Annotated in this window: 18 protein-coding genes and 1 pseudogene; 8 read left to right on the top strand and 11 right to left on the bottom strand. The window is 47.5% G+C overall.

All coding sequences use genetic code 11. From position 1 onward, the window contains the following. Positions 1–3: 3 nt before the first annotated feature. Together GA004_RS03005 and udk are read right to left on the bottom strand one after the other, a co-directional pair. Positions 4–738: a sugar transferase gene (locus GA004_RS03005; RefSeq protein WP_283395814.1), complete on the bottom strand. Its 735-nt coding sequence runs from the start codon at positions 736–738 to the stop codon at positions 4–6. Next, positions 719–1345, bottom strand: a complete 627-nt coding sequence (gene udk / locus GA004_RS03010; protein WP_283395815.1) for a uridine kinase — start codon at positions 1343–1345, stop codon at positions 719–721. The genes GA004_RS03005 and udk overlap by 20 nt, the downstream gene beginning before the upstream one ends. Positions 1346–1474: 129 nt before the next feature. On the opposite strand from udk, the gene GA004_RS03015 reads away from it, so the two are divergent. The 3 genes from GA004_RS03015 to GA004_RS03025 all read left to right on the top strand — a co-directional run bounded on the left by GA004_RS03015 (position 1475) and on the right by GA004_RS03025 (position 7620). After that, positions 1475–1789, top strand: a complete 315-nt coding sequence (locus tag GA004_RS03015) for an STAS domain-containing protein (protein WP_283395816.1) — start codon at positions 1475–1477, stop codon at positions 1787–1789. Between the two features lie 266 nt (positions 1790–2055). After that, positions 2056–5505 carry an ATP-binding protein gene (locus GA004_RS03020; protein WP_283395817.1) on the top strand — a complete coding sequence of 1150 codons (3450 nt, stop codon included), beginning with the start codon at positions 2056–2058 and terminating at the stop codon, positions 5503–5505. Positions 5506–5619: 114 nt separating this feature from the next. Beyond that, positions 5620–7620 carry a glycosyltransferase gene (locus tag GA004_RS03025; RefSeq protein ID WP_283395818.1) on the top strand — a complete coding sequence of 667 codons (2001 nt, stop codon included), beginning with the start codon at positions 5620–5622 and terminating at the stop codon, positions 7618–7620. Positions 7621–7626: 6 nt separating this feature from the next. Here GA004_RS03025 and GA004_RS03030 read toward each other — a convergent pair whose 3' ends face one another. The 3 genes from GA004_RS03030 to dinB all read right to left on the bottom strand — a co-directional run bounded on the left by GA004_RS03030 (position 7627) and on the right by dinB (position 11354). Then, positions 7627–8850 carry an HDOD domain-containing protein gene (locus GA004_RS03030; protein WP_283395819.1) on the bottom strand — a complete coding sequence of 408 codons (1224 nt, stop codon included), beginning with the start codon at positions 8848–8850 and terminating at the stop codon, positions 7627–7629. 167 nt (positions 8851–9017) lie between these two features. After that, entirely contained in the window at positions 9018–10214 is a 1197-nt protein-coding gene (gene coaBC / locus GA004_RS03035; protein WP_283395820.1) for a bifunctional phosphopantothenoylcysteine decarboxylase/phosphopantothenate--cysteine ligase CoaBC, read from the bottom strand. An 87-nt stretch (positions 10215–10301) separates the two neighbouring features. Continuing rightward, complete coding sequence (dinB, locus tag GA004_RS03040) at positions 10302–11354, bottom strand: DNA polymerase IV (protein ID WP_283395821.1); 1053 nt, start codon at positions 11352–11354, stop codon at positions 10302–10304. Between the two features lie 95 nt (positions 11355–11449). On the opposite strand from dinB, the gene GA004_RS03045 reads away from it, so the two are divergent. Beyond that, positions 11450–12265 (top strand): TrmH family RNA methyltransferase, encoded by an 816-nt coding sequence (locus GA004_RS03045; RefSeq protein WP_283395822.1) that lies wholly within the window; start codon positions 11450–11452, stop codon positions 12263–12265. A 146-nt stretch (positions 12266–12411) separates the two neighbouring features. After that, positions 12412–12780, top strand: coding sequence for a thioredoxin family protein (locus GA004_RS03050; protein ID WP_283395823.1), 369 nt, complete (start codon positions 12412–12414; stop codon positions 12778–12780). 140 nt (positions 12781–12920) lie between these two features. On the opposite strand, the gene GA004_RS03055 is transcribed toward GA004_RS03050, so the two are convergent. The 4 genes and pseudogenes from GA004_RS03055 to GA004_RS03060 all read right to left on the bottom strand — a co-directional run bounded on the left by GA004_RS03055 (position 12921) and on the right by GA004_RS03060 (position 14585). Next, positions 12921–13265, bottom strand: coding sequence for a hypothetical protein (locus tag GA004_RS03055; protein WP_283395824.1), 345 nt, complete (start codon positions 13263–13265; stop codon positions 12921–12923). 77 nt (positions 13266–13342) lie between these two features. Then, positions 13343–13699, bottom strand: a pseudogene (locus tag GA004_RS18100) (HDOD domain-containing protein); the annotation flags it as partial. Positions 13700–13758: 59 nt separating this feature from the next. Beyond that, positions 13759–14427 (bottom strand): HDOD domain-containing protein, encoded by a 669-nt coding sequence (locus GA004_RS18105; protein ID WP_425492922.1) that lies wholly within the window; start codon positions 14425–14427, stop codon positions 13759–13761. Further along, on the bottom strand, positions 14394–14585 hold the full coding sequence (locus tag GA004_RS03060) for a hypothetical protein (RefSeq protein WP_283395825.1): 192 nt from the start codon (positions 14583–14585) through the stop codon (positions 14394–14396). Before GA004_RS03060 ends, GA004_RS18105 begins: the two co-directional genes overlap by 34 nt. Before the next feature lie 242 nt (positions 14586–14827). On the opposite strand from GA004_RS03060, the gene GA004_RS03065 reads away from it, so the two are divergent. Further along, entirely contained in the window at positions 14828–15601 is a 774-nt protein-coding gene (locus GA004_RS03065; protein WP_283395826.1) for a class I SAM-dependent methyltransferase, read from the top strand. Positions 15602–15788: 187 nt separating this feature from the next. Continuing rightward, on the top strand, positions 15789–16502 hold the full coding sequence (locus tag GA004_RS03070) for a class I SAM-dependent methyltransferase (RefSeq protein WP_283395827.1): 714 nt from the start codon (positions 15789–15791) through the stop codon (positions 16500–16502). 264 nt (positions 16503–16766) lie between these two features. Here GA004_RS03070 and GA004_RS03075 read toward each other — a convergent pair whose 3' ends face one another. Next, positions 16767–18605: a hypothetical protein gene (locus GA004_RS03075; RefSeq protein ID WP_283395828.1), complete on the bottom strand. Its 1839-nt coding sequence runs from the start codon at positions 18603–18605 to the stop codon at positions 16767–16769. 328 nt (positions 18606–18933) lie between these two features. Beyond that, complete coding sequence (locus tag GA004_RS03080; RefSeq protein ID WP_283395829.1) at positions 18934–19317, bottom strand: type IV pilin protein; 384 nt, start codon at positions 19315–19317, stop codon at positions 18934–18936. Positions 19318–19557: 240 nt separating this feature from the next. Between GA004_RS03080 and GA004_RS03085 the strand changes: the two genes are divergently transcribed. Beyond that, entirely contained in the window at positions 19558–20523 is a 966-nt protein-coding gene (locus GA004_RS03085; protein WP_283395830.1) for a DUF481 domain-containing protein, read from the top strand. Positions 20524–20525 lie beyond the last annotated feature (2 nt).

Below are 20525 nucleotides of genomic sequence, written 5' to 3' on the forward strand. Positions count from 1 at the left end.
CGTCTAGTAAGCGCCTTTGCCGAGGAGTACGGCTGGAATGGTCAAAAAGAGTAGTTTGATATCGAGCCAGATGCTGCTAGACTGGATGTATTCGATGTCGAGCCGAACCTGATTTTCAAAATCGAGATCCGCTCTTCCACCGACTTGCCAAAAACAGGTTAGACCCGGTTTTGCCAGAAGGCGTTTGCGTGCTTCCAAAGTGTAGTCTGCGACCTCGGCTGGGACAACTGGACGAGGTCCCACGATCGACATATCGCCAAGAAACACGTTCCAGAACTGGGGGAGCTCATCGACCGAATACTTTCGGATAAAACGCCCGATCCGCGTAATTCTTGGATCGCCTTTCAGTTTTATCTCAATGGTATCTTTCGCCTCTTGTTGTTCGATCATTCGCTTGGCCACCTTTTCGGCGTCCGGCACCATGGACCTGAATTTCCAGATCATGAATGACTGCCCTTTGAGTCCGATTCGTTGTTGAGTGAAGAATACTGGCCCTTTGTCTTCCAGTTTTATAAGGGCAGCCGTGACGCCGAAAATGGGAGAAAGGGCCACTAGAGCGAAACCAGAAATCAGGATATCGAAAATCCGTTTGAGGGTGATTGTCGCTCCGATTACAAAAGCCCAAGTAAAGCGTTTCAGTCTAGCTCTCGTTTTTAGACCTACCTTGCCGGAGACGGTGGCGGCTTTGGCCCAATATTCGGCAAGCTCTGTGTCTGATTCATTTGGGATTTTTTGCATTTTTGGCGAGTCTTCTTCGTAGATCGGCCAAAAACATTGATTCAAAAGCGGTATCTTCTTCTGAGTTCCAGATAAAATCAGCGTGTTGCAGGGAGGGTTCGACGTGCTCATGGTGCATCGGAAGGGTTTGCTGGCTCCAACTCGCGCGAATTTGGTCCGCAGTATAGCCCCTTTCCTTAGTATCTCTTTTCAGTCTTCGCTCAAGGCGGGTCTCTGAATCTACATTGATGTAGAGTTTGAAATGCAGGAGGTTGCGTATCTCTGGCCAGCATAGAACGAACAGTCCTTCCAATATGATGAGCGGACTAGGGACGAGAATATTGCCAGAGAGCAGCCGACGAAAGTTGATATAAGAGTAGTCAGGCGCCTCCACCTCGATACCTTGGTTGAGACAATTGAGGTGGTGATGAAGTAGTGTGTGTTCGACCGAGTTAGGGTGGTCGAAATTGGTTTTCTTGGCCTGTTCTAGGCTAATGCCTGAGAGATCACGGTAGTACCAATCTTGTTCGATAACAGTCGATTCCTCGGGAAACGCAGATTGAATACGACGGGCAAATCGTGACTTCCCAGAGCCACTGCCGCCTGAAATACCGATTATGATAGGCACTCTATACACTCTTTTTCTCTTATTTTCTCTCGTTGCGATTCAAGGCTCGTGGCCAAAATGTCGTAAGAAAGAAGAAGCTGAGCCGGCCATTAGGCGGCGAGCAACGAACAATCCCAAATTCCTACAAACATGAGTACAGTAATTGATGGTCATCTGGACAACGGCATTTTGCGTGTCAAATTAGATGTAAATCGTTTGGATGCCTTTGCCGCTCGCGATTTCAAGAAGCAAGTCGACCTAATTTGGTCAAAGGACGTTAAACAGGTTGAATTGGATTTCAAGCAGGTTGGTTTCATCGACAGCTCTGGAGTGGGGGCGTTGCTAGGAGTTTACAAGCGGCTCACGAACGCAGATGGGCAGGTTTGCCTGACGAGTGTCCAAGCGCCGGTCCAATCTGTCATAGAGCTACTACGCTTGCATCGAATTTTTAAAATAGAAAATTGAGAAGGCGTAATCGCCGCTACTGGGCGGTCGCTATCGTATTCACTTGATCGATGTCAGGCTTCAATTGGAGCACTGTTTTTCGGTTGCACTCGCTCTTCTTTGAGAGCGTCTGCTCGTTCTTAACGAGCGATTTCAATTATAGTTTCGAGAGGGAGAGTTCTCGGGGCGATTTTTTGGAAGGATTGGGTAAAAGCACCCAAAAGAGCTCTCGTCCGAGGCAGGGCTGCCGATAAGCTAAGTGGCTCAACTTATTATTGCTGCACGCTATGAATCCCACTGGTTTGTTCAAAGACATATTCCTCAAATCTCCCTATGCTCAGATTATTTCGAGCAATGGTCTCATCCAGATGGCGAATCGAACGGCAGTAGAGTTATTGGTTCGCAGTTCAGATGTCGATTCTCTCAAGGACACTCCGATGGAGGCCTACTTTAGAAATTGGGAGAAAGCCCTTCAGGAAAACGAAGGTACCACGTCGTTGACCTTGGCTTCGCCCACTGAAAAAGGCCCATATGCGTGTGAAGCCCTAGCGTCAAAAATGGGTGAAGGTGAAGTTTTGTGGAATCTGCGTCCGATTGGATCTGGAATTGAATCAAGCGGTGCCGACCGGGAGTCGGCTCTAAAGGTGGCTCTTGATCGATCGACAGACGGGATCGTCTGCTTATCGCAAGACCTATCTAGTGAAGATCAGACATCAAATTGGCTTGTCCGTTTCGCTAATCGCGCTTCCCGCGAGCTTATTGGAATCGAACGCTCAAATATTGTGGGCAGAGCATTAAGGGAAGTGTCTTCAGTTTACGACGTTCTCAAAATTGACGAGCTCATCTCGAATATTAAGAATACTCAAAAGCCGGCAAGTAAAGAGCTCGCATTTGAGTTACAAGGCGAGTTGAAAACGGTTGTTCTTTCGGCCCAGAAAACGGATCGTTCTGAGTACATTTTAGTTGTTGAAGACGTCACCAAGGCGCGGCGGGTCGAGCAGGAGCTGGAAAGCAGTTCCAATGAGTTGGAGCGTTTGAGTGACCAAGTACCTGGGGTCTACTTTCATTTGAAGATTAACCAAGACGGTGATCCGTCCTTCCCGTTTATCAGCGAGAAGATTAAAGACCTTCTAGGAGTCGAAGCGCAAGATGTAATGAAGGATGCCTCTATCGCCATGGGGGCCGTATTCATCGAGGACTTGGAGCGGGTATATGAAAGCTTGGCAGTATCTTCGAAGAATCTTAATCCGCTCTATTTAGAATATCGAGTTAACGGTCCTAATGGAAAGCAGAAATGGGTATCAACTAAAGCGATACCGGAAAAGCGTGGTGACGAGACGATTATATGGTACGGAATTTTTGAGGACGTTACCTTAAGGAAAGAATCCGAAGAGCGCCTTAGAATGGTATCTGCTGCCGTTGACGTCTCTAGCGACTTCATCCTGATGATGTCGACCGAAGGAAACGGCATCTACCATAACAACTCCTTCACCAGCGTTCTTGGATATGACTCAGTCGACCAGTTGAACAATTCCGGTGGAGCAGTGGCTCTATTTGAAGATCAAGGCCTGTTTGAGAAAATCCTACAAGAGACTCAGGAATATGGTCATTGGCAGGGAGATGTGCAGATGGCTACGGAGTCAAGTAGAGTGCTTGATGTCTACTTTAGAACAGTTGCCGTGCGCGATGACAAAGGACGGATTACCGCAATCGTTGCCACTGGTACTGATGTCACTCACAACAAACGGCGCCAGAATTTGTTGAAGCGCTACAACTCCGTATTGAAAGCACAATCCGAGGCATCGACGGATGGAATTCTGGTAGTAAATGAACGAGGTATCGTATCGAACTACAACAAGCGTTTTCACGAAATCTGGTCGCTTTCTCCAAGTGTTATGGACGCGGGAGACCCTGCGAAAATCTGGGAGACCGCATCGGAACTGATGCCTGAACCTCAAGCGTTCTTGGATAAGGCGAATTCAATTTCTGCGAGTGAAACCGAGACAGTAAAAGATCTGCTCGAGTTGAACGACGGAAGAATTTTTGAGCAAGCTTCCTTCCCGATATGCTCACCTCTAGGTGAATCGTATGGAAGGGTTTGGTTCTTTCATGAGATAACGGAGCAGAAACGTTCTGAAGAGCAGCTAAGGGCCGCAATGCGGCAGGCAGAAGAGGCGAACGAGGCTAAGAGTTATTTTCTCGCCAACATGAGCCATGAAATTCGGACTCCGATGAATGGCATCATCGGTATGACCGGCTTGGTAAGTGACACGGACCTTGATCGCGAGCAGCGCGAATGCGTGGATACAATCCGTGCCAGTAGCGAGGCGTTGCTTGTCGTTATAAATGACATTCTAGACTTTTCGAAGATCGAATCCGGAAAACTCGAGATCGAGAGTACCCTCTTTGACCTTCGCGATTGTGTAGAGGAGGCAGTTGATACTCTCGCCTTACAGGCGACCGAAAAAGGTTTGGACATCGCATATGTGATCGACAAGTCGATGGAAACTACGCTGCTCGGAGACCCTACGCGTTTACGGCAAGTTGTGATGAACCTGATTGGCAATGCGGTAAAGTTTACGGGAAAAGGGGGCGTTTGTGTTCGAGTTTCCCTTGTGGAAAAGAGCGATGATCGTTTGAAGGCCCAGTTCTCAATACGTGATACGGGAATTGGTATTCCTGCGGATAGAGTAGATACACTCTTCGATTCGTTTAGTCAGGTGGATGCCTCAACTACTAGAAAGTATGGTGGCACCGGTCTTGGTTTGTCGATCAGCAAGAACCTGGCCGAGTTAATGGGTGGATCGATGTGGGTGGAGAGCGCAGTAGAGGAGGGGTCGACGTTCCACTTCACGGTTGAGTTCCGCAAATCTGCTATTGAATCGCTTCCTGCAGGAACGAAGACTGTGGGCGAATTTGAGGGAAAGAATGCTTTGATTGTTGAGCACAACGCATTCAGTCGAGAGTCCTTGAGGAGCCAGGTTGAACACCTTGGATTAGAATCGATTGGTCTGGAGTCGTTGGCTGATCTTGAGAATATTGAAGTTGAGTCTTCGAATCTGCTTCTGGCTTATGTGGAATCGGGTATCGATGGATTAGATACGAATGAATTAGTTGAAAGCGTTCGAAAAGGCACAGGGAATTCGAATTTGCCTGTAGTGATATCTGGTCCGTTGGGGAGTCTTCATGCTGGCAGCGGTGTGTCTGGCAAGGTGTTGTCACAATTAAAGCCTTGTAAGCTTGCGAATACGAAACGCAATCTCATGGATTCCGTAGGGTTAGCGGAGGAGACGGTAAAAAAGACCGAGAAAACTTCTGAGAAACTAGGAGAGAGAATGCCGATTTCTATCTTGCTTGCTGAGGATAATATCGTAAACCAGAAGGTTGCAACTAGGTTGTTTAAGAAAATTGGTTACAAGATTGAAATGGCGAATAACGGCCTTGAAGCGATAAAGGCTCTTGAGCAGAGTTCTTATGACCTTGTATTCATGGATATTCAAATGCCGGAAATGGACGGTCTTGAAGCTACGAGGCAAATAATCGCCAAGTGGGGTGATGCGAGACCGAGAATTGTTGCGCTGACCGCAAACGCTATGCGAGAAGATAAAGAGAAGTGCTACGAAGCTGGGATGGACGACTACCTGACCAAGCCGTTTAAGCCCATTGAGCTAGAAGAAGCCATTGAGAGTACTTACGAACGTCTAGAATCAAAGGGCGGGTCAACTCCAACCTCTTAACGGTCAAAAGCGGATTCCCTTGTACGATTACCCGATTCATTTGCTCAGAGTAATCTAGGCATTTGGCTTGCTCACGCAGATTCAATCTGTGTCATCCGAGCTAGTCATTACTAAATGCTAGATTCTAGTCCAAAAGGAGAGTCAGATTGCTACAAGCGAGCGAAGCGTTCGCTCGGTTTAATTCTGGAAAAGGGAGAAGAACTGAAATTTGATCACGTGGTGGAGCCAGAAGTAACCATAGTAATCGCTTCGCGTAACCCAGCTCCATTCCTATTTCGTTGCCTAGAGGCGCTTTGCCTTTCGGAATCCGTCCGGATGGAGGTTGTAGTAGTCGTTGAGTCGAGCCCTCGTGAGTTGATTGCCCTTTTGCTCGATCGATTAAAGACCGTTGTGAAGGTGCGTTGTCCGGAAATCGTAAGCTACTCTGACGCTTGGAATCAGGGCGCGAATGTAGCGCGAAGTGCAAATATCATTTTTTTGAAGGACGACGTGTGCGTAAGGAAGGATGCGATTTGCGCGACACTGAACGCCTTGAATAATGATGGCGGGGTGGGAGCCGTTGGAGCCATGTTGCTGGACGGAGATGGAGTCCTCATTGAGTCGGGATCGCTTTTGAATTCCAGTGGAATTTGCCGATCAGTAGGAAGAGGCTGGAATCCGGACGACTATCGTGTGCAGTACAAAAGAGATGTAGCGTTTTGCTCAGGAGCCTACTTGGGAATTACAAAAGAGACTTTTCAGTCGATCGGAGGATTCGATGAGTCTTTCTTGGATGAGTACTACGAAGACGTTGACCTATGCTTGAGGCTCAATCGTGCTGGGAAGAGGACCGTTTACGATCCTTGCAGTGTAGCGACCAGAAATCTGGAGTACCGAGACTCTTGGGAAAAGGCCGCTAAATTGATGGCGGCAAATAGAAATAGGCTTTTGTTGATTCGCGAGTTAGAGCTCGCTAGTTTCCCCTCTCAAAGTGATTTCGAATTAGATACGGTTCATGAGTGTGCGAGAGGGCAGCGGATACTTTGGGTTGAAGACGCTCCTCCTTTCGCCCACATGGGAGCAGGGTTTCCCAGGACGAAGGAAATGCTGCGGACTCTGATTGAACTGGGGCATTCCGTAACTCTGCTTCCCACTTTTATTACGACGAGCGACTTTATGGATGTGTACAAAGATACACCTCGAGAAGTTGAAGTGGCCTTAGGAGTTGGGGCGGAAGGTTTCGATGAATTTTGGCAGAGAAAATGGAAAGAGTATGATACTGTCATCATTTCGCGACCCAATAATCTTAATTCTATTGGTCGCATAATTGAAGATACAAAAAGCAAAAGACCAGACTTGCGTTTGATATACGACGCCGAGGCTATTTTCGCTAACCGAGAGATAAACGAGGCGCTATACAATGGGGAACCGTTTTCCGAGTCGGAAGAGAGACAACTGCTAAAAGCGGAATTGAAGCTGGCGGTGATTGCGGATGTAATACTATCGATATCCGAGCACGAACGAAAGCAATTTGCTTCACTGGGATTCTCCAAGGTGATCATGCTTAGGCATCACTCGACAATTGAGCCAGCGGTTAGGTCATTTGCAGAGAGAGAAGGGATACTTTTTGTGGGGGCGGTTCACTCGGATTCGGCCCCAAACGCGATAGGTTTGATTGACTTTATTGAAAATTCCCTCCCGCTAATTCGAGCAAAACTGGGGCAGGACATAAAGCTGTATTGCGCCGGCAGATACCATTCAGATGAATTGATGAAGTATGCCTCGGATTCAGAAGTCTTTTTAGGATTCGTGGAAGACCTCAGTGAGTGGTATGAAAAATGCCGAGTGTTCATTGCACCCGCTCGGTTTGCGGCGGGTATACCTCTAAAGATCATTGAAGCCGCTTCGAAGGGTATCCCCGTTGTGGCGACTACTCTTGCAAGGAGCCAGCTTGGATGGACCGAAGAGGAGTTAATCTCGGCACATACCGCAGGGGCCTTCGCGGATGCTTGTGTTCGTGTTTATTCGGAAGAACCCTTGTGGCACCAGCTAAGAATGGGAGCATTGGCCAAAATACGGCAGGGCTACAGCCGAGAACACATCGTCGAAGCGCTGCGTTGCGCCCTGGAGTATTAGGCGAAGTCAGTCCAGTTCCTTGACGTATTCGATTGGTAGTCGAGCCTTCTCGGCAACCTCAGGAATCAGCTCATCCCCGCAGTAGAAAGGCATCTCGTTTTTAACATGAGCGGCGGAGTTGGCGAAATGCAATAGGGTAACGTAGCAAAACTCATTTGAAGCAAAAGCTGCGGGTTCATGATGCCATGTTGTGGCTCTAACGATATTTTCCGGGAGTCCCCACATTGTGAAGAGTAAACCTCCGATGGCAGCATGGTCGCAACCGAATATGGCTTGCTCCAAATGCCACAATGGCCGGTTGTTCTCGATGGATCTCCCCATTAGGTCAGCATATTCTTCTTGTTTGTTTGCCAAGAGAACTAATTTTCCAAGGTCATGGAGAAGAGTGATACTGGAAAGCGCTTGAGTCTGCTTCACGTTCACCCCAAACTTTCCCATCTGCAGTCCGCTGTGACTGGTCTCGATGCAATGCTTCAACACCGCGTTGGCGATCTCTTGCAGCCCAGGAGAAAGACTTAGCTGCTTTTTCGCTAACTCAGTAATTGCGAGATTACGAACGAAGTCCATGCCCAGCATCTGGAGGGCTTCCTCAATGGTTTCCACTCGGCCACCAGCTCCGAGAAAAGCGGTGTTGGCAACTTGAAGAATGGTAGCAACTACTGTCGGATGCTGCCGTATCACAGGAGCGAAATCATCTATTCCACAATTGGGATCATCGGAGGTTTTAAGAAGCTGCTGCATTGGCTCCGTGTTGACGTGGAGCTGTTTTGTGTCCCGAACGATTTCAATAACCTCTTTGCGTCGAATTCTCAACTGAGTGTTAAAGACATGCTTGATCTCGGTTACGAGGTCCTCTGGTGAGATGGGTCTCTCGATATAGAGGTGGGCCAGACCCGTCCCTTTCTTTAACGATTCTTTGTCAGACTGGTCGTGAACTAGAAACCTAAGCGAATTTGGGTATTCCCGTTTAACGTTTGATAGAAGTATGTCGCCAGAGGTCTTGGGAAGGTCTAGGCTGGTGAGTACGATATCTGCTTGATCCGCAGCTAGGGAAGCGGCTGCTTCTTCTCCATCCTGTAGGGTACGCAGTTGCCATCCTTCCTGGATGATCGATGGAGCGTTGCTAATCGAATCGAGGAAAGAAGGGTCTTTATCAGCAATCAGTATCTTGATTGCTCTCTTTGCCTCCGAACTCATTTGACTGTATCTGTGGGCGATACGGGAAGCCATTTTTGGGAAGCCTCCTCAGTTTTTATAACGTGTGCCTCGGTGAGAAAGAGAGCAGAAAAGGCGAATCCAATGGGGGGAAGGCACCCTTCAAGCGACTTTCACTGATTTTTCACAGCTCGCACTGGCTTTGGGAGCATGATCCCCATCGGCCCGTGTACTGCCAAATTTTACCTTCTGAGACGTTCAAAAATCCATAGGGATATCTCCTGTCCGAGTTGTCTTTTGCTTAGTGTCCCTAGTTCGACCGACCCTTCAGGAGTTACGAAGTGAGCAGTATTATCGTCCTGACCGAAAACGGAACCACCTGAGACGTTGTTAGCGACAATCAAGTCGCAGCCTTTGATATCTAGCTTCGCTTGAGCGTTGTCTATCAGTTCTTCTGTTTCTGCAGCGAATCCGACGACCACTGCGGGACGATCAGTAGGCCCCAGTTTACCTACCGAACGGACGATGTCTGGGTTCTCGGCAAACTTGATATTCAATCCTTCGGACTTTTTGATTTTTCGATCGGAAGGATTGACGACCTTAAAGTCACACACTGCGGCACATCCAACGAAAATGTCTGCGGGCAGGGCTTTGTGGACCGATTCATGCATTTCTTCGGCTGATACGACCTCGAGAACCTCCAGATTTGGGTGGCTTGCCGGACCGATACTGTTCTTGCCCAAAACCAGAGTTACCTTCGCACCTGACTGGGCAAGAGCAATTGCGATGGCATTACCCTGCTTGCCGGAAGAAAAGTTGCTAATGTGTCGCACGCTATCAATGCGTTCGATCGTGCCTCCAGACGTGACGATGGCGCGTCTCCCTTCGAGAGTTGATGCAAGCCGGAAATGGTCGTCGATCACTTCCATTATCGAACCCGGCTCAGCCATCTTACCCATACCGATTTCTCCACAGGCCAACATGTCAGCTTGTGGAGGAATGACTGTGGCTCCATCGGATTTCGCAATTTCAAGATTGCGTTGAAAAGCAGGGTTTTCCCACATTTCCACATTCATGCTAGGGGCGAGAATGACTGGCTTATTCTTCGCCAGTATTAGGGTGGAAGCGAGATCGTCTCCTTCGCCTCGTACCATTTTTGAAATGAAGTTAGCGGTTGCCGGAGCCACGACAATCAAATCCGCTCGACGGGAAAGTTCGATGTGGCTCATTTCGTAGGCTTGGGAATCCCACATTTCGACGTGTGCTTTTTTTCCGGTGAGGGTTTCGACGGAAAGGGGAGTTACAAATTGCTTTCCTCCCTCGGTCAACACGCCCTCAACCGAGGCACCGGCCTTTGTGAGCAGACGAATGAGGTCGAGCGATTTGTATGCCGCGATGCTGCCTGTCAGTATCAATAGAATGCGTTTTCGCTCAAGCATGACTTAAAACATAGAAAGGTCGATGTTCGTTGAAAAGATCTAGAGAGCAAGCCCTGAGAGTTATCCGTTGAACACAAAAGGAAAAGGCTAGTTTTGAAACTCGAACTCGAGCTGTTTTGATTGGCTCGCTTGATGGGTCGCGAGCCTAACGCCAATTCCGATAAGCCTCACAGGCAAAGCCTTACGGCCGAAGGCTTCTCGTAACAGGGTTTGGGCAGAAGACTCGTTGATCGCAAGACCCACTCGCTCGACGGTCGTTTTGGAAAAGTCGGAGAACTTCAGCTTTAAAAAAAGCTTCGCGATCTTCCGATCCACTTTGATTCGGAACAAGTCCTCTTCGAGTTCCAATAAGAGAGACTGAACCTTTTCCGCGCAAGCCTCGAGCGATTCGAGATTGGCCGAGAAAGTCCTTTCAACGCTAATGGATTTACGAATACGGTGGGAGACGATGGGACGATGGTCGATCCCTCGACACAAGTCGTAAAGCTCACCGCCGAATTTACCGAATAAATGTGTAAGCTCTAAAGAGCTGTAGGACTGAAGATCACCGCATGTCCGTATGTTTTTTGCTAGTAGCTTTTCTTCTGCCTTCTTTCCGATTCCCCAGATCTTAGATACAGGGAGACTCGACATGAATTCGGATATTTCGTCCGCAGCGAGATGGAACAGGCCATTGGGCTTCTTCCAGTCGCTAGCGATTTTAGCGAGCATTTTGTTGGGAGCGACTCCTGCGGAAGCCGACAGTCCAGTGACGCGTCTTATCTGTCTTCGGATATCGTTGGCGATTGAAACCGCGTTTCGTTCATCGCTCGATACGTCTAGGTAGGCTTCGTCGAGCGAAAGGGGCTCTACTAGATTGGTGTATTGATTGAGAATGGATCTAATGCGTTTGGACTCGAATCTATATACCTCGAATCTTACTGGTAAAATAACGAGGTGGGGGCATTTTCGTACTGCGATAAAATTTGGCATTGCCGAGTGGATACCAAATTTTCGAGCTTCATAGTTGCATGTAGTCAGTACCCCTCTCGAACTTTTGCTACCCACGGCGATAGGCTCTCGCCTCAAGGACGGATTGTCTCGAGCCTCGATTGCTGCGTAGAAACAGTCCATATCCACATGTATTATCTGCCGCTCCATCTCCTTCCTCTTGAATGTGCAAATATCATTTCCAAGTGTAGCGACTCCAGCTTTTCTATGGACAAGCGGAAGTGACAATGCTTGATGGGGGCAAGATGGCAGAACCGCTTTCAAAAGCCAAGCTTTCGGTCTTTCGAAAGTTACACAGCAAGAAAAACAGGGAGATCGAAAACCGATTCATTATTGAAGGGTGGCACTTGCTGGAGGAGGCCATCAAATCCGGTGTGCATCTTAACGCGGTGGTATATGATGGATCCCGAAAGTTGAGTGATGAGGACCGAGTGGTTCTGGCTAAAGCCACTCAGCATTCAGATAAGGTCTACTTGGCAAGCGAATCACAGCTGAAGGCTCTGGGAGAAACGAAGACAAACTCGGGAGTGATTGGGATTGCCGATCGCTTACATTATGATTGGGGAAGCGTTGAAGCCTCTCTCAGGACAAAAATTGAGGGTTGTTTGGTAGTCTTGGATGCGGTTAGCGACCCGGGAAATTGCGGTGCGATTGTTCGAGGGTGTGATTGGTTTGGGGCTGATGCGGTTCTCATGGGGAAGGGGTGTCCGGAAAAGGAAAACGGAAAACTCGTAAGAGCCACGATGGGTGGTCTCTTTCATTTGCCCATCTTGCCGATTGAAAATTTAGCAGATACCGTGGGTTCTTTAAAAAGTGAAGGATTTCAAGTTGTTGCGGGTGAAATCGGGGCGAGCGAGTCCCTTCAAAGTTTCCACTGGCCGGCTAAAACCGTACTGGTAATTGGAAATGAAGCGAGGGGAGTTTCGGAGCAGATTCTGGAGTTGGCGGACCATCGGATAGAAATTCCCTCTTTTGGGAATGGGGAATCTCTAAACGCTGCAATGTCATGCTCAGTCTTTTTAGGTCATTGGCGTATGCTTGATTCGACTACGCTCGGCTAAGGAGATTAGTAGCAGTTCGGCGGTGTAGGCATTCCATTTTGAGAAAGGAAACTCTTTTTCCTGAAAATAACGCATACGCCCTTGCCAGGTATTGAAAGGTTTCTAGGGTTCGCGGACTTAGATTGAAAACAGCGAATGAGAATCAGATGAATTGGTTGGCCGAACTAGACGAAGCGCTTGAGCAAAGGAACTCCCAGCAGAGACGATTACTCATGATTTTTAAGGGGAATGGGGATTGGTGTCCTTGGTGCAATAAGCTGGAAGCGTTGCTAAACAACGATGATGCGTTGGATGATTATTTGGAGTTGGAAGGTATTCTTGGGGCCAAGATAGGAATCCCGCGGAAGAGCGAGGACATTACCGGTATTCGAGAACGGTTTGGGATAACCGGAATTCCATTCCTCCTCTTCTATTCTGACGATGGCAGAATCGAAGGGACAACCGAATTTATCGACGGAGGAAATGCGGTCTCCTATGTTTCTTGGATAGAATCCGTCGATTCAAGCGCCTTGTAGCACCGCTATATTGCTTTATTTTACCGATTAGGATCTTCGTATCCCTTCGTATTGGACGATCACGTTTTTCTGATCGATACCCACGACGCGAGCCACTGAGACTCCGTCCCCTATTCTCACCAACTTGCTGTTGATATTGGCTACGGAAAAGGAAGGACGTGATAAATTTTCGTTGTGTTGATCTTTGGGAACTTGGTCGGCTCCTGAGAGAGGTCGAAGCTTTCTGCGACAAGTTCTTCAGACGTAACAGTAGTGAAATACGTGTCGGACGCTTGAGCAACAAGTACTTGGGCGGTAATCGGTTTATCATCGACTGAGTTTTCATCACTAATCCTCAAGTATGCCCCCTCATTGATTTGCGATGTGAGGGAACCTTGCTCCCAATCGTCAATTGTCTCGGAACTTGTATTTTTGGTTACGATAAAGCCCGCGAATAGGATGCAGGCAATAGCACAAACTCCTACGACCAATTGATTTTGAGTCATTCGTGGTTTACTGATTTTTGTTCGTTCGGGTAATCGGCTGGACTTTCGAAATTTACTAAATCAGAATCCCAAGTGTCTTATGGCTGCTCAAGATCGGACCCTAATTCTTTCGTTGAAACACTCGATTCATCGCTAAAGCCACCCGAAACCAGCCTATTCCATTCGGGCAATTGGTATGCTTTCCCCAATTCAGAAATGAAAGGACACTCGTTTCCAGAGCCTGGGGGTTTCTTTTTCTGAGATAAGATTCGATTGGCGACGTAGACGGAAGCCAGTGCGGATAACGATGAACCGGAGGAGTTCACCGGCTCATGGTCAAATACTGCAGACTCGACTGCTTCGATTGGGAGTCCCCAGCGAGCGAGCAGGTAGGCTCCGGGCTTTGCGTGATTACAGCCTAGAATTTCGTTTTCGGCTTCCCATGCTGGGATTTTCTTTAATTTGGCGAACTCTTGAGCGGACTTTTAGGCACCAGGTGCCGCTCTTTGCATAATTAGTTTCCCGATGTCGTGAAAGAGTCCGGGTGTATAGGCCCCTCTGCAAGTTTAGAAGTACCGGTTTCGTACATCATAAGGTTTTTAGCCCCTACAGCGACGCTCATGCTGTGATGCCATAGTTGGTCGGTCTGAATCTTTTGTTCTCCTTCCTGGGTGCCACTAAATACCTTGATTGCGAGCACTAGGTTCTTGACCGTTTCGATACCAAGGACACTGACGGCTTGGGTAATGTCAGAAATGGTTTCATCGGAGCCGAAGAAGGAGGAATGAACGATTTTTAGAATCTTAACGCTGATCGTTATGTCATTGGAGATCGCTTTGCCAACTTTCTCGATGGATACATCGTCGTCGTTCAGCGTATCGACGATTTTGATATAGAGAGAGGGAAAGCTAGGTAGTTCGCCTAGTGTGACGACGATGTTCTTGATTTGGGATTTCCCAAGCCAGGCCTCGATTGAGAGACATCTCTGAATTTCGGTTAGGAGTCGATTGGCAGGACATGGCTTCCGCAGAAAATGGAAGGAGCTCCCGATTCCGTCTTCCAGAACTCCGATCTCGTCCCGATTTGCGACTATGAATCGGTGAATAAACGGATGGGCTTTTTCGGCTTTGAGCAGGAGCTCTGCAACATTTATTTGCGGTATACGGTAGTCGCAGATGACGATTGAAGGGGGTTACTGATAATCGACTCGAGGGCCTGTTGCGGATCATTGGAATACTCGAGAATCCACTGGTCCCCTTTCGAAGACGGGGAAGGCTTTATTTGGTCGAGGCAATCGATCTCGTCATCGATTACCAGAATGCGTGTGTTATTATTGGCCATTGTGGAGCTTTCGGGTACATTTGGATCGTCAGAAGGCGAGCGAGCCTTGAGCTCCACTATGCGGATTTACCTAGGTTGGTGTGATATACTTATTAGGGGATTGGACTTATTTGAGCAGGTTTCTCCTTGCTGACTCAAGGGCTTGTCGGTGATTGAGACGGACTCCCGAAAATTAAAGCCTCAGGCCTTGACGCAAAATTTTATTGTGAGCCAAGGCGAGACTGTCAGATTGATGGTTTTGAATGGATAAACCTTACGAATATTGCGGTATTGAAGCCTCATCATACGATCTAATCGACGAACTTTCAGACTTTGACGACTATCCGTTCTATCGGTTTTTGATAGAGTCCAATCCGGGCCAAGTTCTCGATCTTGGATGTGGGACAGGGCGCATTTTGTGCCCACTTGCTCGGGATGGAATAAGTGTGACAGGAATCGATTCCTCCCACGAGATGCTTGAAATTTGCCAAGAGAAGCTTTCGAGGTCTGGGCTAGAAGCAAAACTTTCCCTTGGAGACATGCGCAAATTCGATCTAAGCTCCCAGTTCGATAGTATTCTCATCCCTGGATTCACTTTTAACCTGTTTTTGGATACGCATGAAATAGAAGGATGCTTAGACGCATGTTTTAAGCATTTGAAAACCTCAGGGCAGTTGGTTCTCCCGACGTATATTCCTTGGGAGATGCTCGAAGGCGAACCGAATCAAAAGCCTCTGAAAAAGAGAAGCGAGTCTTCGAGCGATCAAAACGGAAGTAGAATTGTTGCATGGCAGGGTTGGGAGATCAACCGGTTCGACCAGCTTCTCCAATTGAGAAATCGCTTCCAGCATCTCGATTTCAATGGGATTGTGCAAAGTGAGGAAGACCGTACGATGGCACTCCGTTGGCACTTGCCTTACGATATGTTGACGCTGCTTCGGAAGTGCGGTTTTGGAGACGTCTCCGTCTATGGAGACTTCACCTTCGATCCTCCAGAATCGGATTCAGAATCAGTGATCTACGTTGCTCGGCGGTAGCGGAGGATGCGCCCTTGATTTGAAGCACTATCCGAATGGGCCCCGGGGGGTTAACTTTCTGTCTCAAATCAATGGGAGCCAGGGATTTTTGAGAAAAAGAGCATTTTTATGCTCCTTGCCCTAAGAGAATGACCGATTCTGCCGATCACTTACTAAGGTTCATTCAGGCACCATTCTTCACAACCTCATGGGTAATATTGCAGAACTCACTTATTTTGGGCGCGATTTGGAAGCGATGTCTTTCGCGCAAAATTATCACGAATGGATTGCGGACGAATTCTCGCCTTACCTCGGCAAAGAAGTCGCAGAAGTGGGAGCCGGCAGTGGTGACTTCACGGATCTCATTTTGGAAAGGGGTGCCGATCGGGTTACCTGCTTTGAGCCCTCGAGCAACATGTTTCCAATTTTAGAGGAAAGGCATGTCGATAACTCTCGAGTTGAAACTATGCCACATTATCTTGGGGAGTGTTTAGAGGATAACCGAGAGCGTTTTGATGCGGCAGTCTATGTTAATGTGCTCGAGCATGTTGAGCATGATGTGGACGAAGTTGGTTTTGCCCACGGGAGCTTGAAGCCAGGGGGGCACCTAGCAATTTTAGTTCCGGCTTTAGAATGGCTGTATAGCGACTTCGATAGTCAGCTCGGCCATTATAGACGCTATCGTAAGGAGAATCTCGTAGGAGTACTCGAAGATCATGATTTCGAAATCAAAGCAGCAAAGTACTTTGATATGGCAGGAATCATGCCTTGGTATTTGATCATGGTTATGTTCAACAAGTCCCTTAATAGCGGAAATGTTAGCACGTACGATAAACTAGTGATTCCGGTTTCCAGGTTTCTGGAAGGGAAGTGGGCTCCGTCCATTGGAAAGAACCTGCTTGTGATTGGTCGGAAGCGATAGCCAGAGGCATTTGTTTGAGCGTCTCCCTCCTTTTTCTAGCGAGTCACCGAATGTGAATTTGGAAGACGTATCTATAGCTTTTGCCCTATCATGCATCGTTCAGTGTTGAACTCGTTTGACGTCGTTTAGGCAACATGGATAAAGCCTTTCAAGAGGGCCCAAGAAATCAAGGTTTGGGCTGAGTTTTACGGCAAGACTTTCGACGCTCAATACTTAGATTAGCAATGGCACCTTTTGCTATTTTATTGGTGATACCTGAAGCTACTAGGGTAGGGAGTTCACCCAAATGCCGTACGCTTTGGGATCTATTTGGTTCATATAGGAAAGCTCTGATTCTAGAAGCTTTTCCCTAATCTCTGTGTCCTGGACTTTGTCTTCGAGTTCCAAAACGATATGGGTGACTTTGCTCAGTCGAGTGATGTGGAGGGGTGTTGCAGACACCTCAGCAACCGTTTCTAGTTCAAACCAGGGACCAGGGTCATGGCCCGGAAGCGGAGTTTCAGTGATGTGATTCTCTGTTGGTTGAATACCTATTGTTTGAATTACGAATATTTCATTCCAAGTTCCAAGTTCCTTGTGGAACTTTAACAAGCCTGGTTGAGACACGGCTCTTGGGAAACCGATATTATCGATGTCGTTTAATTCAAATTCTTGAGCATAGGATGAAATGTATAGATAGTTTCCGTCAGGCAACTGATCATGCCAACTCATCATCCACTCCAGACGTCGCAAGATCTTGTTGTTGTCGGAATAGAGATGCTTTGAGAAAAGAGGTAAAGCGTACAGAAAACAGACGACGACAAGTGAATGCGTGACAATTTTCAATTTGGGACGTAGCACATGAATCATTCCGAAAGCTAGTCCTGAACAAATTAGCATGAGGAGTATAAATGGTAATCCTAAACGAGCTACTACGGGGTCATCGAGCTGACCATAAGTGAAACCGAGGACCAGGACAAACTCGGCTAAGATTGCGAAGCTGAAAATTTGTGCAACATGTAGACGATTCTCAAGGGAGGGCCAATCTTTATAACGCGTCATGCTGAGAGTCAGAAGAATCACAAGGCTTAGTAGGCCAATTATTGAGAGCCAAGGCGAGTTCGTTGAAAAGTCGCCTGATGAAAAAAGAAAATTGGTAGCATGGCCGAGGTTTTCGTCGATATATGAAAAGCTAAAGGATCCGTCAGAATCGTATTTGTACTGTTTATATCTTTCATTTGCTGCAGAGAATGTGTGCTGCCATGCAATTGGTATGAAAGAGATGGGTACGAGCACAGCGGGCCATGTTATATGGACTTCCCTTATTCGTGCCCAGCAAAGAGCAACGACAATAACAATGGGAACGACCAAGAATGGGGATTCGTATCGAGCGTGGGAGAAGAGTGCGACTGCAACAAGTAGAGCAGAAAGTCTGGAAGTTGAGTGAGGCTTTTCTGCGTATTTCAGGGCAAGTAAGAAACAGGTAAGAATGCCGACCAAGTTAAGCGTTTCTAGCCCACCGCCACTAGCGTTTTGGCTGAGAATCGGAGCACAACATGATAGGAGCATAGCGTACCAACCGGCTTGATAATTGTACAATTTGCTAGTGCAGGTCTGTATAAGGACAAGTAGAATAAAGGTTAGGAATCCGTTCAAATAGAAAGCATTTTGAATCGCGTATCCGAATATATCGTGCACCGACGCTAAGAGGAATTGGAACAGGATGGGGCGCTTGTCCACGATCGAAGTCTCGTCGATCCCTAATATGGCAGATTCTCGCCAAATAGCGAGGCGGTCATAGTGCAAGCTTTTAGCGACGTTAGAGATAGTGTGCTCGTCGAAAGTTATGTTGAATCCGCCACCCTCCCGCGTGTACAAAAAAACCGATGCGAGGATAGCAACCCCAACGACTATCCAGTTTTCCCTTTCCGATACCCAGGCGGTGACGTCTTTCTGGTAGGCTTTTAGAACGAGAAATACGAAGCCACCAAAACAAGCGAGGATATTCCAATAGGCTAGTTTCGCAAAATTATCAGAAGCTCCAGTTGAGTCAAAGAGGAAGAATCCAACGAATATCGATGAGGTGCTTGAGATACCGAACAGGATCCACTTGGCTAATTTCATTTGTGCGGTTTTTGATCCGGCAGATTAATTTCGCGAAATGACCAAATTGTCTTCGTCTCTCGAATACTGTTTTGAGTCGAGATATGTATGGCCCTTGTGACATTGCCTCTAATCATTGGTAATTGTCGATTTTGTGCGGTTGCCAGTTCTATGAGTACTATAGTATATTCGGTCTGTAGAGTGAATTACTTAATGAAAATCCATACTTTGTGGAAACTCGGTGGGAAACGGAAAAAGGGTAGACGATGATGGGACTGGTCAAAAACAAAGAAGCCACGCCGTGAAGGCGTGGCTTTGAAAATAAACTCAGAAATGAAATCTCAGATAATTACTGTTTCTGACCTTCTGCGGAGTACGTACGAGTCGTCGGATTGGCCTGAGGATGTCCCACCGAAAATGTTCCATCAGAAGTGACCGAACCTGAAACGGTATATCCCTTTCCGATTTGCTTAACGTAGGAGAAAAGGTTACCGGTGATGGAACCAGAAGTAGCTGCGTAAGAAATCGTGGCAGACGTTGTGTTATTCTCGAGCATGTACTGTTGTGCAGCAGATGCGATTTGGCGTGCATCATTGTCCATTGCGCTAGCACGTGAGCTTTCGCGAACCTTTTGGAACGCAGGTATGGCCATAGCAGCCAGGAGGCCAATGATAACGACAACGATCATGATTTCGACGAGGGTAAAACCCTTCTTAGATGTATTTTTATGCATAATATTGATTCCTATTGATAATTTATTTGTGAATTAGAAAAAGGACATTAACGCCCCAATGAACGGACGTCCTTAGGAGCCCTTTAGCCGCTGCTCTTGTATTTGGTGTCAACCAACTGTAAATACGGAAAGAGAGCACCAATTTTGAAAAAATAGTCGTATTAGTATTGCTCTAATTGAGACGATTACGCACCCCCCCTAGAGGTTATTAAAAACAGGGAATAGGTAGTAGAATCTAAGATGAAGTTTTGGACGCGAAGTTATGTGAGAGTAGCCACCGTTTTTTTTGCCTGCCTGTCCATGCAGTGGATGGAGGCTGTGGAGGTTCGTATATCCTTAAGAAATGGGGACGTACTTAGGGGCAGGCTGATTAGCGAAGGTGACGTTGTATTGATTGAGCATGCAATTTTAGGTGATGTTGAGATTCCAAAAAGGAGTGTCAGGAGTATTATCCGCCCCAATCAGAATCGGAATGAAGGAGATGCTCATGAGGGATCTGAGAACGAGGAATCGCAAGCATCGGAACCCTGGATGAAAGGTTTTGTACGGGTGATCAGCTTTGAGAATTGGTCCCGCCAGTTTGAGTTTGGGATGAACCTGCAGAGTGGCCGCCGGGATAAATTCGACTACAATGCTCGATTCAATGTGCGGCGCAGGATCGAGAAAAACGATTTCCGGTTTGAAGCCCGCAGATACTTTGGCGAGAGCGACCAAGGGAAGACGACTGACCGGTTGTATTCCAACTTTAGATGGAGACGAGACTTATCGCCCGGTGTATTCTACCAATCCGATACGCTTTACAGTTCAGACGCGATAAAGGAAATCGATATCAACTTGGAGCAAACATTGGGATTGGGTTATCGCTTACTGAATCAGAAAGCTCTCAAAGTTTCGACAGGCGCGGGACTTAGTGGGCGGTATCGTGAAGACAACGTCGACAATGGGAACACGAACTACCTTTTGGACGTGTTTCAAGATCTTGACTATCGGTTAGGTAGTCGCCTGCGATTTACACAAGAGTTTAGAATCGCACTTCCCCCTGATGAGCGGAGCGAATACGAGTACGAGTTTCAGGCTGGAATTGTCAGCAAGGTAACCGATTCGTTGCACCTTTCTATCAGGTATCAGCTAGAATACGATAGGTCGCTGCCGGAGGACCGGCGTGAGGACCAGCGAATAGTGAGCTCGGTAGGAATCGATTTCTGAGT

The sequence above is a fragment of the Candidatus Pelagisphaera phototrophica genome (genome assembly GCF_014529625.1).
Lineage (GTDB): Bacteria > Verrucomicrobiota > Verrucomicrobiia > Opitutales > Opitutaceae > Pelagisphaera > Pelagisphaera phototrophica.